Source organism: Paenibacillus alba (assembly GCF_013204855.1).
GTDB lineage: Bacteria > Bacillota > Bacilli > Paenibacillales > NBRC-103111 > Paenibacillus_E > Paenibacillus_E alba.
In genome coordinates this window covers 65,615-82,561 of the sequence record NZ_JABMKZ010000021.1, presented here as the reverse complement: position 1 = coordinate 82,561, position 16,947 = coordinate 65,615, and the positions used below count along the sequence as shown (strand labels likewise).

The following is a 16,947-nucleotide window of genomic DNA, read 5'->3' as shown; positions in this document are numbered from 1 at the left end:
CATGAGACAAAATACGAAAAAATGGATGTCCGTTGCGGCAGTAGGTACGGTGGCGATGACGACCATCGTCGGCTGCAGCGACAGCAAACAGAGCCCCGCAGCATCTACGGCAGCGTCTGCACCTAGCCAAGCGGCACAAACCAAGGCCCCGCAGCCGCAAGCCCCGCTGGATCTAAACATCATGCTTCCGATTTTTAAGACCAATTATCCCAAAGACGATGGACCCGTAGTAACAGAAATCGAAAAAAGAACCAATACGAATATCCACCTCGAATGGGTCCCGAACTCCTCGTATCCGGATAAATTTAACATCACACTCGCTTCGGGCAAGCTTCCTCACATTATCTACGTGCCGGATGTGAAAAATCCGAGCTTCGTGAATGCAGTGAAGTCCGGCGCTTTCTGGGAAGTAGGCAAATACATGAAGGATTTCCCGACGCTGAGCCAAGCCAATCAAGTTATCTTGAACAACTCCTCCGTCGATGGGAAAAATTACGGTGTTTACCGAGGCCGCGCCTTAGGGCGCAATGGCATCAACTACCGCAAAGATTGGCTGGAAGCGGTCGGTATGCAGCCGCCCAAAACGATTGATGACTTTTATAATATGCTCAAAGCATTTAAAGAGAAGGACCCGGACAAAAACGGCAAGGATGATACGTATGGCATGGTGATGGTCAAATGGACCGGCCAATGGGCAAGCAGCTTCGATATTATCAAGCTGTGGTTCGGCTCCCCGAACAAATGGGGCGTCATTGGCGACAAGCTGGTACCGGAGCATCAGACACCGGAATATTTGGAAGCTTTGAAGTTTATGAAGAAGCTGTATGATGAAAAGCTGATCAATCAGGATTTTGCCGTATTTGATTCCGCTAAATGGAATGATCCCGTTGTTAATAATCAGGCCGGTGTTATCATCGATGTAACCGATAATGCGGCGCGCTTGGACGATAAAATTCATCAGGTGCTTGCCAAGGAAGGCAAAGATAAACCGGATGTCCACTATATTGATAATATGATTGGCGTTACAGGCAAGAATGGATTGAAAGCGCTGCCGACTTCTGGATTTGCCGGACTCCTTGCGATTCCCAAATCATCCGTGAAGACGGAAGAAGAGTTGAAGCGTGTTCTGAAGATGCTGGATCAGATGAACGAACCGGAACTTACCACATTGGCTGGTTACGGCATTGAAGGAAAGCACTATACGAAGGATGGCGATGCTGTGGTGGCAAGCAAGGACACAGCCCTTCTGGAGTCAGAAGTAGAAGGCTTGAACCAGATGCTGCCGTTCATTCCAGAGGATCGCGGCCTGAAAGTGAAGCAAACACCGCTTCGTCTTCAAACGGCCAAAATCCAGAAGGAAGCAGAGCAGTTCGTCGTTGCGAATCCCGCAGAACCGTTCATCTCTTCGGTGTATTCGCAGAAAGGGCAGCAGCTGGACAATGTCATTAATGACGCCCGCATCAAATTCATTGTTGGGCAAAGTGATGAAGCCGCGCTCTTGGCTGCTTTTGAAACCTGGAAAAAGTCAGGCGGGGATGACCTTGTCAAGGAAATGAATGAGCTTTATGTCGCTTCCAAGAAATAAGGGGGCTATCCTAGAAGAGCCGTGTGTATCAACACGGCTTTTTGTCCTTTTACAAGGAATACAGGTAAATGTCGGAAATTCAAAGGATTTAGTCTGTTTTTTAACTTCCATATTCCCGTCTGCCGTTATAACCTCGAAGTGAGGGTCATGGCTTGAAACAAAACTTAAGAAGCGGTAGGTGAGATCATGCTGAGTAAAGTAAGAGCGGGACTTGCTAAAAGGCGGGGCCGAGCAGTCGGCAGTCAAGGGCGTTTTTATAAAAAAAGCCTAATCACGATCTTTATCGTCTCTGGTATTCCAGGGCTCATTCTGGGGGCGCTCATATACTGGATGGCAGGGGGGCGTGTGGAAAGAGAGCTTCTTCAGCTGCATTACCGTCTGATTGAGCAGCGTTCTCAAAATATTGACGATCAATTGGGCAATCTCGAGCTGCTGCTTTCTCACTGGGCTTTTGATAATAAATTTGATTACAGCTTAAACGGGTTTGATTTTGTCAAAAACTTCGAAAGAACGCAAGATATTACGCGGACACTGGTCGCTATGCAAGGCTCCAATGCGATGGTGAAGAAAGCGGAGCTTTATGTAGGCGGAAAGAGTTCCGTTTTGTTTAATCCCGAATATTCCGTGCTTGATGAGCGCGCGTCATCGGACATCTATGAACCACTGATTGCGCGTAATAACGTAACGTACTGGACACAATGGACGCTCGATACCAAACGTGCCGACACCCAAGATTTAACCCTCGTTCATCACATTCCCGGCGGAAGCTTGCATCCGTTTGGCGTACTTCTCTTTCAATTCGACAAGGAGAAAATAGCCGATCTTCTGAAAACGATGACACCTTATAACGACGGAGAAACGTTTATGCTGCAAACATCGGGGGATCTTTTTGTCTCAACAAGTGGAAGCGCTTCCACTTCGCCTTTTGTCCTAGCGCTTAGGGAAAAGATCAATTCATTAGGTACAAGTAAAGGTTCGTTCTTTTTTGATTGGGAAAAATCCACGTACACGGTTTCTTTTGGAAGCTTGTCCCGCATTGCGGAAGATTGGATGTTCGTATCCGCATCTCCGATTACAAGCATAACCTCGCCTGTTCTTGTTATTTCCAAACTGATTATCATGGTAAGTCTCGTTGCTTTGTTGTTGGCAGCCTTTCTATCCTGGCTGGCTTCGCGGCGCATCTATTTGCCTGTATGGCGTAATTTGCATAACGAAAGTTTAGAGCTGAACACGAAGCTTGCGGAACAGCTTCCACATGTAAAGGACAGCTTTCTGCATCAGCTGCTACAAGGTTATTTGACAGCTTTCTCGGATGAGGATTTGCTGCGCCGGATGGAGCGGTTCAAGTGGGATGTTAGGGAGCGTTATTTTATTGTCCTCTATGCTCAGTTAATCGGAATGACGACTATGGAAGGGAATTTTCGGGATGGGGATGAAGGACTTATTACGTTTGCAGCGATTAACATGATGGAGGAACTGGCTTCCCAGCATTTCGAACAGAGCAACACGCTCAACTTTCATGATCTGACAGCCGGGATCGTTCTCATCATTCCGGAGAATCAAACCTATTCGGAAGCATGTCAGGCTTTCAGCGAAGAACTAATGCAGTCTATCAATCGCATTCTGAAAATGCGTATCACATTGGCGATCAGTCGTCCCATTGCGCATATTTCTGAAGTTCCTCTCGCTTTCGAAAGAGTTAAACAAGCAGTCAGCTATCGCAATATTGAGTTTGCCAACCAAATCATTGATATGCAAAAGGATACTCTGGAGGGCGAGTCGGAAGCGGAGCCCCAGTATCCTTTTACACTGGAAAGAGAGCTTGTTCAAGCGCTGCGGACGGGTAGAGAAGACGATGCGCAACAATTATTGACATCTTTCCTCCATGCCTTATCCTGCAAAGGAGCAAAGGGAATTGATGTACAACAGGGCATGCTGCACCTGCTTGGCAACGTTCAGCACGCCATTATGGTATCGGGTATCAACCCGAACCGGTTGTTCAAGGGCGCGAATCTGTATGAGCAGCTTTCGCAAATCAGAGAGCCGAAACGGATTTTGGAATGGTTCCAGGAAAAGGTGCTAACTCCTTTTCTGAATGAGCTGTCTGGACGAACCGATGCGCAAGTGAAACGAATTATCGAGGAAGCCATGATTTATTTGCAGCAAAATTATATGAAGGATATCTCCCTCGAGAATTGCGCGGAGCATACAGGGACCAATATATTTTTCCTAAGCAAATCCTTTAAGCAAGTAACCGGGAAAAACTTTATTGATTACTTGACCGAGCTGCGCATGGATAAAGCCAAGGAGCTGCTGCGCGAGTCTGTCATGAAAATCAACGATGTTGCCGAGCAGGTCGGCTACCAGCACAGCTATTTTAACCGGATTTTCAAAAAGCTGGAGGGAATGACGCCGACCCGCTACCGGGAGCTTAGCCGAACCTCGTAAACAACAATGTGCAAAGCGTTTGAAAAAGTACAAAGGGTCCTCCTTTGCGAACCAAAAATGTTGCATTGCCGGCAAGCTTATTCCTCTCTACAATGTGACTATCTTGCGAGAGGAGATGAATCAGTTGGCTTCAGAAACGGTAATTGCTTTGCGTTGGTTAACGAAAGAAGCAGCTATGCCGGTTGGCGTAACTTGGGGGATACCGTGGAGGGAAGGCGAGCTTCAGCGTGAGGAACCCCTGCGGCTGAACAGCTTGGATGGGAATCAAGCTATACCTTTGCAAAGCTGGCCAACAGCCTTCTGGCCCGACGGTAGTGTCAAATGGTCTGCACATGCGGCGGCAAATCTTCAAGGTGCGGCAGACGGATATTCCGTCGACAAAGGGAAGGGACCAGCTTCGGAACATCGCGTTGTGGTCACTGAAACCGACGATACGATTACGCTGAATACAGGCATCGTGATATGCACGCTGGGCAAACAGGGGCAGCTGCTTAGAAGCATCACTCGTCATGGCGCAGAAATATGCAGCGGTGGTGATTTAATCTGCTTGAAGGAAGATGTCAGCGATGTATCCGGGATAAGAACGATTCGAGAGGAAGCTTTCGAGAGCCGGATCTATCAAGCTGTTATTGAACAGCAAGGACCAGTCCGGGCAGTCGTCAAGCTGGATGGCAGACAGCGGGCCATGGAAGGCACACGTGAATGGCTTCCTTTTTCGCTGCGCTTATATGTCTATGCCGGCATGGACTCCATTCGACTTGTACATACGTTTCACTATGATGGCAATCCACATGAAGATAGCTTGAAAGGTCTGGGGATTCGCTTTATCGTCCCGATGAGAGGGGCTCACTACAATCGGCATGTGCGGTTTGCGGGAGATCGCGGCTGCTTCAGCGAATCGCCGAAAACGCTGCATACAAGGCGGACAAAGGGGAAATATCGGGAGCTGTTTGAGCGCCAGACGCGTGGTGAAGCCGTTAGCTTCGATGCTCAAGAAGATGCCTATTTTCTTGGGTTGCTGGATGACTCGGCAACGTGGGGCAGCTTTAAGCTGGTGCAGGATTCGTCCGAGCATTATCGGCTATGGAAGCGAACCCAAGCAGGATGCAGCTGGGTGAAGATTGTAGACGGGCGGCGCGCTGGGGGCTTGGGCTACGTTGGCGGAGACGGAGGTGGCTTGGCTGCGGGCTTGCGCAATTTCTGGCAGAAGCACCCTTCCGGCTTTGAGGTGCATGGCATAGCCGAATCGGAGGCAGCGTTCACGGTATGGTTCTGGTCGCCAGATGGCGGTCCGATGGATCTTCGTCATTATGATACACAAACGCATGTAGAATCCTCCTATGAAGGAGCGGAAGAGCTGCGTGCGACTCCGTATGGCATTGCCAACACGAGTGAAATGACCTTATGGTGTACGAAGGAAACACCGGATGACGACCTTCTTCGCTGCATGCAGGAACAATCTCAAAATCCTTCCTTATTGGTTTGCGAACCGGCTTATTATCACAGGTCAAGGGCTTTCGGCTACTGGAGCTTGCCGGACCGGAGCAGCGCCATCAAACAGCAATTGGAAAATCGGCTGGATGGCATCATCACGTTCTACCAAGAGGAAACGGAGCAGCGGAAATGGTACGGCTTCTGGGATTACGGTGATTACATGCACAGCTATGACCCTGTGAGGCATGTATGGAACTACGATTTGGGCGGCTGCGCTTGGCAAAATACGGAGCTGGCGCCGAATATGTGGTTATGGACGCAGTTTCTCCGCACCGGCAGAGCGGATATTTTCCGGATGGCAGAGGCAATGACCAGGCACACAAGCGAGGTGGATGTGTATCATTTCGGCGAATATGCTGGGCTAGGATCCAGACATAATGTTGTACATTGGGGCTGCGGCTGCAAAGAAGCTCGGATCGCGATGGCAGGACTGCACCGTTACTATTACTATTTGACGGTCGATGAGCGGCTTGGCGATATGATGAACGAAGTGAGAGATTCGGATTATACAACTGTGAATATAGATCCGATGAGGGCCTATTTCCCCAAAGACGAGCATCCGACGCATGTTCGGGTAGGCCCAGACTGGGCAGCCTTTAGCTCTAACTGGATGACCCGTTGGGAGCGCTTTGAAGACACGGCCTATCGAGATAAAATCTTAGTGGGGATCGCATCTATCAAACGAGCCAAGTATAGATTGATTTCGGGTCCTACTTATGGCTATGATCCCAAAACTGGAGTTCTGAGCCCAATGGGCGACGACAACTGGGGCCGCCATTTGGCAATTAGCATGGGTGCTCCCCAAGTATGGTTTGAGCTGGCAGCTATGCTGAAGGATCAAGAGTGGGAAGACATGCTGGCCGAGTTCGGGGTGTATTACAATCTGTCGCAGGAAGACAAAGATAAGCTGACTAATGGCAGTATCAACACGAATCACTTCGAACATCCTGTACTCAGTGCTGCAATCGCGGCATATGGCGCCTATTATAGGAAAGACGAGGAAACGGCTCGGACATGTTGGTCTATCCTGCTTGCGAACCCGTTCGCCCTTGTTGATCTGCAGAAGGAGGCAGCTCTGGTTACCCATATCGATACGCTCAAGGAAATTGATTGGATAAATACAAACGAGGCTGCGCAGTGGTCGCTGAATACAATGATTGCACTGGAATTCATTGCAGATTTTCTTCCAGAGCCATGAATGAAATGGTATTATTTAGATGGCTGGAAAAGGGGAGGAATCGAATTTGGCGAAAATATTAATGTGTTATCCAAGGGGACGGCATAAAGCTCTGACGATGAGCTATGATGACGGAAGGAATGCGGACAAAAGGCTGGTGGATATTTTCAACCGGAATGGGATCAAGGGGACTTTCCATATCAATTCAGGATTATTCGATAGTCCCGACCGTTTGTCCGAAGATGAGATTCTGTCGCATTATGAAGGACATGAGGTTTCGGCACATACCCTGACGCATCCTACTATTGCCCGTTGTCCGAACGAACAAATCATTCATGAGGTCATGGAAGACCGTAAAAATCTGGAGCGGATCATGGGATACACTGTAAGAGGGATGTCCTATCCGAATGGCTCCTACAACAACCGGATTAAAGATTTGCTGCCTGGCCTTGGCATTGAGTATGCGAGAGTTGTTTCAGGGACTGGGCACTTCGGAATGCCGCATGATTGGCTGGAATGGCAGCCTACCTGTCATCATAATGTCGATCTGATGAAACAGGCAGAAACATTTGTTCATTTGAATAAGACCCAATATCTATACCTCATGTATGTTTGGGGACACAGCTATGAATTTGATACTGATAACAACTGGGATTTGATAGAAAAATTTTGCGCGTATGCCGGCGGCAACTCGGATATCTGGTATGCGACAAATATCGAAATTGTTGATTATACAAAAGCTTTCGAGCAGCTTAAATTTTCCGCTGGCTTGGATTTCGTTTATAATCCTTCAGCCTTGAGCGTTTGGCTGCGCGCAGATGATCAAGTGGTGGAAGTGAAAAGCGGGGAGCAAAAGAAGTTGAACTAACAAGAGGAAATGACGAAGCAAGCTATCGTCATTTCCTCTTTTTTCGTTGTTTGCGCAAGAAAGTGGCAAGTCGGAAAAAAAATGCAAAGCCCTGGTCAAAACGGGCAAAAATGTTCGATTGAACGCAGTCTCAAACTGGATTACGATGTCACTGAAAGTAAATGCTCAGGCGGCTAGCGTATAGCTGAGATTTGGAGGGATTGGAAATGAAGCAAACACTCAAGGAACCATTTCTGATAGGAAAAATGGATACGCAAGCTGCGGGCAAACGCTGCAAAATGTTACTAGGCGACCTGAACGGAGACGGCCGTATGGAGCTGCTTATGGTGCAGCCCGACAATAGACAGGATGTGCGCTACATTCCACATCAAGTGCAGTGTCTGACCGCATTCGATCTGGAAGGAAATCTGCTCTGGCAGACAGGCGAGCCAAGCTCGGAAGCGGGTGGTCCAGGCTCTGACTATCCAGCCCAAATCGTCGACATTGACGGGGACGGCCTGCTGGAGGTTGTGTGCATCATGGATGATCGGTTTTTAATTCTGGATGGACGGAATGGACAAGTGAAAGCGGCTCATGTTCTGCCCAGTCCCCACGCCCATGACTGTATCATCGTGGCTAATCTGACAGGAGGAAGCTCGGCAAGCGATATCATTCTCAAGGACCGCTATCACAAGATGTGGGCGCTTGACCGTAAGTTCAATCTGCTATGGACCCATGAAGGAAATCCAGGGCATTTTCCTTGGGTGTATGATTTGGATGGAGACGGGTTCGATGAAGTCATGGCTGGATACGATCTGCTTGATCACGATGGAAGCCGGTTATGGAGCTGTCATGATCTGGATGATCATGCCGATTGCATTTGGATCGGCGATGTGAATGGGGATGGCGAGCCGGAGCTTGTTATCGGCGGCAGCGTCACCGTTATGTATGATCGCTGGGGGAAGGAGCTGTGGCGTTATGAAGGCTCCATAGAGTCACAGCATATCGCGTTAGGGAGGTTTCGGAGCGATTTGCCGGGCTTGCAAATTGCTGGCTTGGATCGCCTTATCCGCGAGGATGATGGCAAAGGCTTGAAAGGCAAGGATGCGCTTTTCCTACTGGAAAGCGACGGGAAAGAGCTTTGGAAAGAAGACCGCGCCACAGACGGTTGGCTGACCATTATTGAGACTCTTCGGGATTGGGAGAAGGATTCCGCGGATTATATTCTCGCTTATCGCCGCGGAGGCGGTGTATTCCCAACGTTATATGACGGTCATATGAATGCCGTTGTTGAATTTCCAACCGAGGGCTATGCCGTGCATGCCGCTTTAATCGGCGGCGAGACGGAGCAAGTGATCATTTACAATGATGAAACTGCCGCCATTTATGCTAGCCAGCCTATGGATCTGAAAGCAAAAATTGCAGGCAGCCCTCTGCCTCAGCCCAAACGCTTGTCCAGCTCAACGCTGTATCCTGGCGGGGAGATTATGTTGTAAATGGAGGAAGCTATGAAAGATTATCCATATTTCCACAAAAACGAATCTATAGCAGGCAAAGTCGATCATGAGGAAGAGATATTGGCAGCCGTTGCAGGACGATTCATCGGCTCTCATCCGAAGCATCGGCCTATTTATCGCATACATGCGACGAATGGCTTCAGGCGCGGCGAAGATTACAGGTATGAAATGAACTTGGTCCATAGATGGCCGGAGCTTGAGAACGGGCAATATGTCTACGTATGGGGAAAGCTATGGAGCGACGTGGAAGCCGAACTTCCGTTTAGTGTGAGCTGTTTCAGCCCCGTACGCGTGTTTCTTAACCAATCGCTGCAATTTGCATCGAACCTTAATGATGATGTATTCCCCGAACGCATCCAACATTTCCGCTCCAAGCTTCACAAAGGCTGGAATCACATCCTTCTTGAATTCGTGAAAACAGAGACAGGCTGCGGAGGCCAATTCGGAACTGGAAGCGTGAAGGGGTTCCCTATGCACATTCTAGCCCCAACGTCGGAGCGCCAAGGTCAGGAGGGCTGGGTGTACAGCGAGCCTCAAGCTGTCGTTTGGAGCCTCCTGCCTGGTGAGGAAACCGATGCACTTTTCGGCCAGTGGCACCCAAAGGCGGTGTGGTCGCCAGAGGAGATGAGCCTGGGATGTTTCGCTCGAATCTTCGGACATCAACCTGAAAGCATCGCATATGCTTGGACAAAGCTGGAGAGCAGAAGCCCGAACGAGCAATCTGTTCACTGGAACGTTGCGCATAACGGCCCTCTGACGATCTATCTTGACGGCAAACTGGTTCATGAGGAGAGACAAAAGGCAGGTTCGTTTGTTCTTGCTTTGCCGATTGCTTTCGGGACGCACGATATCGTTATTCGCTCAGCATGTGTGAATCCGGCATGGGGATTTACGATGGAGCTGGCCACAGAAAATAAATACGTAAATGTAAAGTTGAGCAAGCCTTGCCAGGTAGAAGGCATGTCCGATCATTGGCTATATGCAGGGACATTCCTAGTAGAAAGTGCGCCACAGGCATCTGAGATTATACGTATGGACACATTAATAGGAACAGACCTAGAGCAAACTTTCTGGCGTGTGGATTTACCTGCAGCGTGGGTGCGGCCTTATTTAGAGAATGCGATCTATGGCAAGTGGAACTATCCGTTAGGCGTGACGCTTTATGGTATTTTGAAGACGGGATTGCAGCTTGAGAATTCCTATTTCACGAGCTATGCCATGGATCATATCGAGTTATGCACCTCATTCCATGCCTATAGCCTGTGGGATCGAAAGCAGTACGGTTCTCCGGGGATGAATCATCAACTGGCGCTAATCGACAGTTTAGACGATTGCGGCTCCTTCGGAGCAGCTATGCTGGAGGCCAATAAAGCGAGGCAGCTGATTGGCGTCAGCTCGGCGGCCACTCGGATTGCTCAATACATCACGATGGAGCAGAGCCGATTAGCGGATGGAGCCTTGTACAGAATGCGAGGAACGACTGATTTTATGAAAGACACGGTATGGTGTGACGATTTGTATATGAGTACGCCTTTTCTTAGCAAGTACTATGAACTTACGGGAGAAAGCAGCTATTTGAATGATGCGGCGATGCAATTTCTCCTCTATAAACAACTACTTTTTATTCCAGAGCTTAAAATTATGCACCATGTTTACGATTTTAAATTTCAAAAAGGGAATAGCGTTCCATGGGGAAGAGGAAATGGCTGGGTGCTGTTTTCATTGACAGAACTGCTTGCTGTGATGCCAGAGAAACATGAACATCGTCCAGAGCTACTGAAGTTTTTCTGCGAGCTGTGTGAGGGCTACCGGCAATTGCAGGGTACTCATGGTCTATGGCACCAGGTTCTGACGGACCCAGCGTCTTATGAAGAAGCATCCTGCACGTCCATGTTCATATATGCCTTCGCCCGCGGTATTCGATTTGGTTGGTTAGAGGATTCGGAAACGTATGTAGAAGCGGTGTTGAAGGGCTGGGAAGGCTTGACCCGGTCATGCATTGATAAAAATGGAAATGTATACGGCGTTTGCCGCGGTTCGGGCTACTCCTTTAATTCCTATTACTATAAAGACCAGTTAAGCTGGCAGCTTAATGATACACACGGAATTGGCATTGTGCTGCTTGCGGGTATAGAGCTTATTAAGGTGAAAAAGCATTTGAGCGGGCAGGGAAACGGAGAATCATGTGGAAATGATTTGGCGGTGAAATCGAGGGATTTTGATGGTATGTAAATAAAACGATGGTGAAAGAGCTTGCCTCACGGAAGCTCTTTTTTTGTTTGTGGACTATTCTTGATTGGATTTAACGAGATGGGGACTCTGGGATATGGAGCAATTCTGAAAGCTGTGCAGCCAAAAAAACCGGCTTATAAGGTAAATCATTGCGAAGCCAGAAAACAATCGTACCAATGATGGCGGAGGAGCCGTACCAGATCGCGATATCTTTTTGAACGTTCAAAGTTAAGGATTCCTCTAGCTTGTTTATTCGACTGGACATAAAATCAGCGATCAGCTTCATGAGTCGTTCCGTAAATACGGGAATACGTTTGGAAGCGAGCAGAACCTTATAAAACTTCGAATTTCCCTCGATATGCTCAAGCATTTTAATGAGGATTTCAATGTTAAAATCGGGCGGGTCCGGAGCCTCTTTCAAGATGGCGTGGATTTCGTTAATCATATCATCAGCCAATTGTTCGATCATATCTGAAATATCTCGATAATGAAGATAGAAGGTGACACGATTAATCGTCGCTCGCTCCGCGATGCGATTCACGGTTATTTTCTCCAGTTCCAGCTCCTGAAGTAACTCTATGAATGCATCCCGAATCAATTGACGCGTACGAAGTACACGCGGGTCTATCCGTTGTGATTTTGTTGACATTGAGCAATCACTTCCTTCTTCCTTAAATAGGATTTGCGACAACTTCCTCAAGATTTGTAGATTATGTGTGAGATAGACTACATATCCGTAGAAACTGTCATCTAATAAACATTTATAAAAAAGCTGTTACTTGTGAACATTAGGATAGATGACTATAATACTATTTACATTAAGTTTATTATACAACACATTGTCTATTAGATTGAAATTGATTTGAAAGGAATAAGTGAGTGAAATGAGTAAAAGCGTAGTATTTGATAGCAGTTCCATTAAGAAAGGTCCTTTGTTGTTTGTTATGATTTTGGGAGCATTCATTGCCGTTCTGAATCAGACGATTATGAGTGTTGCCTTACCGAAGCTCATGGTCGAATTTGATATTACCGCTTCGACTGGCCAGTGGCTGACCACGGGTTATATGCTAGTTAACGGTGTCTTAATTCCGATCACAGCGTTCCTGATGCAACGCTTTACGACGCGTGAGCTTTTCCAAGCATCTATGCTTATTTTCCTCATTGGAACCATTGTTTCAGCCGTGGCGCCAGGCTTTGAATTGTTATTGACTGGCCGTTTAATTCAAGCAGCTGGAGCTGGAATATTAATGCCGCTTCTCATGAATGTCATTCTGACGATCTATCCGCCTGATAAGCGTGGAGCAGCTATGGGGATGGTTGGGTTGGCTATCATTTTTGCCCCTGCTGTTGGACCTGCTGTTGCTGGCTATATTTTGGAGCATTATTCATGGCGTACCCTTTTCTATGGCATCATTCCTTTTGTTGTCATTGTTATTGCCGTTGCTTTTATTTATTTGAAAAATGTCTCTGAACGTCAATATCCCAAAATTGATGCATGGGGCGCCGTTCTTTCAACAATCGGATTCGGTTTCCTTCTTTACGGCTTCAGCAGTGCTGGTGGCAAAGGCTGGTCAAGCGCGGAAGTAATCGTATCTATTATCGTAGGTGTAGTCGCATTAATTTTGTTTACATGGCGTCAACTAGTTATCGAAAGCCCGCTGCTTGATCTCAGAGCTTTCAAGTACAATATGTTTACCCTGACAACGTTAATCAACATTGCAGTTACGATGGTCATGTATGCGGATATGATGCTGCTTCCGCTATATTTGCAAAATGCTCGCGGATATACCGCGTTGGAGTCCGGTATTCTTATGCTCCCTGGGGCGCTGCTCATGGGCATCATGATGCCAGTGGCTGGCAAGCTGTTTGATAAGTTTGGAGCGAAGTGGTTGTCCATTGTTGGTATGGCTATAACAATCGTAACCACACTGGGGTTCATCAATTTGACGGATTCTACCAGTTATACGTATTTAGTGCTAATGTCCACAGGACGCCGCTTCGGGATGGCGCTATTCTTGATGCCAATCACCACGGCGGGCCTCAATCAATTGCCTTCAAGGCTGAATGCGCATGGTACCGCAATTTCCAATACCATCAAACAAGTGGCAGGCGGCGTAGGCACGGCACTACTGGTTACGGTTATGACGACCAGAACCAAATCTCATCTCGTGGACCTGATGACGGCAAGCCAAACAGCGACTGCTTCCAAGGAACTTATCAAAGAAGCGTCTATTCAGGGAATTAATGATTCTTATCTTGTTATTATTGGCATCGGCGTTGTTGGCTTGGTGCTTTCCTTCTTCATTAAACGTGTAGGTCAGGCAGAAGAGGAACCGAAAGTCAATGTAGCTAAGAAACCGGTTAATGCAACTTAGACGGAGAAGATAGATAGAAAGTACCCATAGCTTATCGAGCGTTATTTACAAGCCAGAATTATGGCCAAATCCAGCGATACGATGATTGTAAAAGTGATTAAGTAGTGGAAGGAAGATTGCAAAGAAGGAGCTGTCCCATAAGTAGGTAAATCTGCTTGAGACAGTTCCTTTTTATTGAAATTCGGCAGTTTTCTGGAAAATATAGTTGGTAGCAGGGTTATCCTTGATGCAGTCCCGCTCAAGCTCCAGTTGCTTTTTATAAACCTGCAATTGTGCATCTTTTTTGCTCTTGGAGTAGTCTCAAGGATGAAATTCCTGCGTTTGTGCAGGTTTTTCAGGTTTTTTTTGGATCAGAGGCTGGAAAAGATGAAAATGCCTGCACAATTGCAGGCATTTCCACTTTAGAACCGAATTCACCGGGAAATTCCTGCACTTTTGCAGGTTCTCTTGCGCTATGCATAGGCTTATGGAAAATCAGGACTCTGATTGGCGTAGAAGCTGCTAAAATAACTGATTTAATAATCTGATACCCGCGACTAGGGCATCCGCCGCTGTTCCGGTTGGTGAAAGCGTTGGAGATTCCCGCTGCTTCTAATTCTGGCTTCGCTGCTTCTCTTGCATCTCCAAATAGTTGCGCATCCGGCGCATATTCTCCGGTGCGTCCATAGGATCCGCGGCGATCATTTCAATGATACAGAGTCTCCCGGCTCGTTCCTTATCAGCTTGGGCTATGGCTTGGTCAAGCTCGCCAGAGGTTCGGACAGTCACGGAAAACGCATCGCCTCCAAAAGCCTCGGCCAGCTTGGTGTATGACCAGCGCGGAATTTTGTTATATAGCTGATTCTCTGTTTTGACATTTAAATATTTCTCGATCGTATACCCATCGTTGTTCAAGACGAAGATAATGGGCTTGCATCCATAATAGAGCATGGAGCTGATCTCTTGGGCTGTCAACTGCAACGAGCCGTCACCTGTAAATAACAACACGCGTCGATCCGGCGCTGCGATACTGGCACCATATGCAGAGGGGGTCGCATAACCGATGGCCTCCCAGCCTCCTTGAGCAATATACGTTACATTGCGCGGCAGTCTCACTTGTGCCATCCCATTGTAAAACGTGCCGGTCTCAGCGATCACAATATCCCCCTCTTTCAGCATCTGCTGAAAACGAGGATAATAAATAGCAGCAGTTAATAGCTCATCCGTACCGCCAGTTATTTGGTCGTAAGGGAATGTCGCTTTTCCTGCCAAACCTTGGCCTTTGTACCCAACCTTCTGCACCGCAAGCAGCATGTCGACCGCCAACACATTTGGGTATTCCGCTTCTGCGATCTTGACCATGTCCGGTTGAATATCGACTGTCACCAGTGGGTTCAGCTTCGCAGTGAAGTTCGCGGTGTTATTGTCCGCCAATACCATGCCTATCGCAATGACACAATCGGCAGTTTCTACCTTGGTTTGGACCTCAGAACTTCCGAAAGAGCCTCCATACATCCCGATATAATTCGGATGGGTTTCGTCGAATGCGCCCTTTCCGAACATCATTGTCGCAACAGGTATGTTCAAGGCGTCGGCCAAATGTCGAACCGCTTTCTCGAGGCCGAAACGCATTGTTTTGACATCAACCAGAATGACCGGCCGATGGGCCCGCTCCAGCAGCTGGCGGACATGTTCCGTTGCTGCCTGAAGGGTTTTCAGATTGGACGTTGGAAGCAGCGGTACCGACTCTCTATGTGCAAGGATCGGCTTGGTCACTAAATCATCCGCCACAACCAGGTATACCGGCTTTTTCTTTTCCTTCGCAATGCGTATCGCCGCAGGAATTTCAATCTCGGCGTTTTCAGGCGTCAGCACAGCGGTATAAGCCGTAATCTGCTTATACACTTGGTGGAAGACGTCAAAATTTCCATTCATTAGCGTGTGATGCATCAGCTTGTGTTCCTTTTGATCCTTCTCGGGCGGCGCACCTACGATGTGAATCAGGGGTACATGTTCGCTGTTAGCTCCCGCTATCGCATTGCAGGCACTGAGCTCCCCGACCCCGAAAGTCGTAATAAGAGCAGACAGACCTTTAATTCTTGCGTAGCCATCCGCCGCATAACCTGAGTTCAATTCGTTCCGTCCACTAGTAAAACGGATGCCGTTATAACGTTCGAGCGTATCCAATAGCGTGAAATTATAGTCGCCGGCAACGCCAAAAATTTCCGTAATGCCCTCCAGCTTCAGGCAATCGAACAAATACTGGCCAAGTGTTTTTTGAGCTGTTCCAGTCTGCGGGTTCGAGCTGCCGACCTCTGTCATGGTTCCCATCTCTAGCTCACTCCCTCTCCATTTAAGTCAGTCCATGGTATACGATTCCCATTTCATTGAGCGAGTTATTCACGAAAGGACTTTCTATATGCTAGTGTTCTGTGCCGCTGACCATCGTACAACAAAGGTTTACACCAATATCAAGAAAATCAAACATGCGCTCGCTGCCAACTAAAAGGAAACAACTGTTTCAATAGAGAAATAATGCGTATCCGAAATAGAAGGAGTTTTACAAATGAGTATAAAATTTCGACATATTGCCCGTATGAAAGGAGCCGATTCTTTTTATGCCAGCAAACCAGCCTCTATTTTCGATTGAACCGTGACAAGTTGATTAAAAATCATTGCAAATTGAAGTTGAATCATTTATCATGGACATCATGGGTCCATATTTAAAAGAGTCTTAGGAAGGGAGGAGGAAACCATGCAGTACTCTAAAAGTACAGATTACGCTCTACACGCTTTACTTCATTTGGGACAGTCGGATCGTCACAACAATGTTGGAATCAAGGAATTATCTGTGACACTTGGCGTTTCTGAAAGCTATTTATCCAAAATCATGTCCAAGTTAAGGCAGGATGGTATCGTACGGGCGGTACCGGGGGTGAACGGCGGTTATGAGCTGGCACGACCGGCGGAAGAGATTACTTTTCTTGATGTGATTCAAGTAATTGAAGGAAGACAGCATTTGTTCGAATGCTCGAATTCGAATTCGCAGCAGCATCAGTTGTTAGCGGAAGCTGGCGATGTACCACAGGAGCATGAACGTCCAAAAAAGATCGGATGTTTGGTTGAGAAGGTGATGGACGGCGCCGAGCAGCATCTGCACCAATATTTGCGGGAGCACACGATCCAGTGGGTAATGGATGAAGCTTTCAAGCGCTGCAATCATGAGGTAAACAAGAAGTGATATGCTTCTTGCACTTTAATTATGGATAACATAGATCTATAGAGGATGATAA

The 16,947-nt window shown here is 47.6% G+C and carries 10 protein-coding genes; 8 read left to right on the top strand and 2 right to left on the bottom strand.

Translation table 11 applies throughout. The features are described 5' to 3' along the window. The first annotated feature begins 1 nt into the window (after nt 1). From HQN90_RS23475 to HQN90_RS23450, 6 genes are all read left to right on the top strand, one after another. Nucleotides 2-1,585, top strand: a complete 1,584-nt coding sequence (locus HQN90_RS23475) for an extracellular solute-binding protein (protein ID WP_173223190.1) — start codon at nt 2-4, stop codon at nt 1,583-1,585. 186 nt (nt 1,586-1,771) lie between these two features. Beyond that, nucleotides 1,772-4,033 carry a helix-turn-helix domain-containing protein gene (locus HQN90_RS23470; RefSeq protein WP_173223188.1) on the top strand — a complete coding sequence of 754 codons (2,262 nt, stop codon included), beginning with the start codon at nt 1,772-1,774 and terminating at the stop codon, nt 4,031-4,033. Between the two features lie 115 nt (nt 4,034-4,148). After that, nucleotides 4,149-6,725 carry an exo-rhamnogalacturonan lyase family protein gene (locus HQN90_RS23465; protein ID WP_420851077.1) on the top strand — a complete coding sequence of 859 codons (2,577 nt, stop codon included), beginning with the start codon at nt 4,149-4,151 and terminating at the stop codon, nt 6,723-6,725. Between the two features lie 46 nt (nt 6,726-6,771). Continuing rightward, nucleotides 6,772-7,572 (top strand): polysaccharide deacetylase family protein, encoded by an 801-nt coding sequence (locus tag HQN90_RS23460; protein ID WP_173223186.1) that lies wholly within the window; start codon nt 6,772-6,774, stop codon nt 7,570-7,572. 206 nt (nt 7,573-7,778) lie between these two features. After that, complete coding sequence (locus tag HQN90_RS23455) at nt 7,779-9,047, top strand: FG-GAP-like repeat-containing protein (RefSeq protein WP_173223184.1); 1,269 nt, start codon at nt 7,779-7,781, stop codon at nt 9,045-9,047. Between the two features lie 12 nt (nt 9,048-9,059). Then, nucleotides 9,060-11,300 (top strand): glycoside hydrolase family 88/105 protein, encoded by a 2,241-nt coding sequence (locus HQN90_RS23450; RefSeq protein ID WP_173223182.1) that lies wholly within the window; start codon nt 9,060-9,062, stop codon nt 11,298-11,300. A 70-nt stretch (nt 11,301-11,370) separates the two neighbouring features. Here the strand turns inward: HQN90_RS23450 and HQN90_RS23445 are convergent, their stop codons facing one another. Continuing rightward, nucleotides 11,371-11,949: a TetR/AcrR family transcriptional regulator gene (locus tag HQN90_RS23445; RefSeq protein ID WP_173223179.1), complete on the bottom strand. Its 579-nt coding sequence runs from the start codon at nt 11,947-11,949 to the stop codon at nt 11,371-11,373. A gap of 235 nt (nt 11,950-12,184) precedes the next feature. Here HQN90_RS23445 and HQN90_RS23440 point away from each other — a divergent pair, with 235 nt between their 5' ends. Next, nucleotides 12,185-13,675, top strand: coding sequence for a DHA2 family efflux MFS transporter permease subunit (locus HQN90_RS23440; protein WP_173223177.1), 1,491 nt, complete (start codon nt 12,185-12,187; stop codon nt 13,673-13,675). 591 nt (nt 13,676-14,266) lie between these two features. Here HQN90_RS23440 and HQN90_RS23435 read toward each other — a convergent pair. Continuing rightward, a complete protein-coding gene (locus HQN90_RS23435) occupies nt 14,267-15,985 on the bottom strand; it encodes an alpha-keto acid decarboxylase family protein (RefSeq protein ID WP_173223175.1) in 1,719 nt (572 codons plus the stop codon). 424 nt (nt 15,986-16,409) lie between these two features. Between HQN90_RS23435 and HQN90_RS23430 the strand changes: the two genes are divergently transcribed. Further along, complete coding sequence (locus tag HQN90_RS23430; RefSeq protein ID WP_173223173.1) at nt 16,410-16,895, top strand: RrF2 family transcriptional regulator; 486 nt, start codon at nt 16,410-16,412, stop codon at nt 16,893-16,895. Nucleotides 16,896-16,947 lie beyond the last annotated feature (52 nt).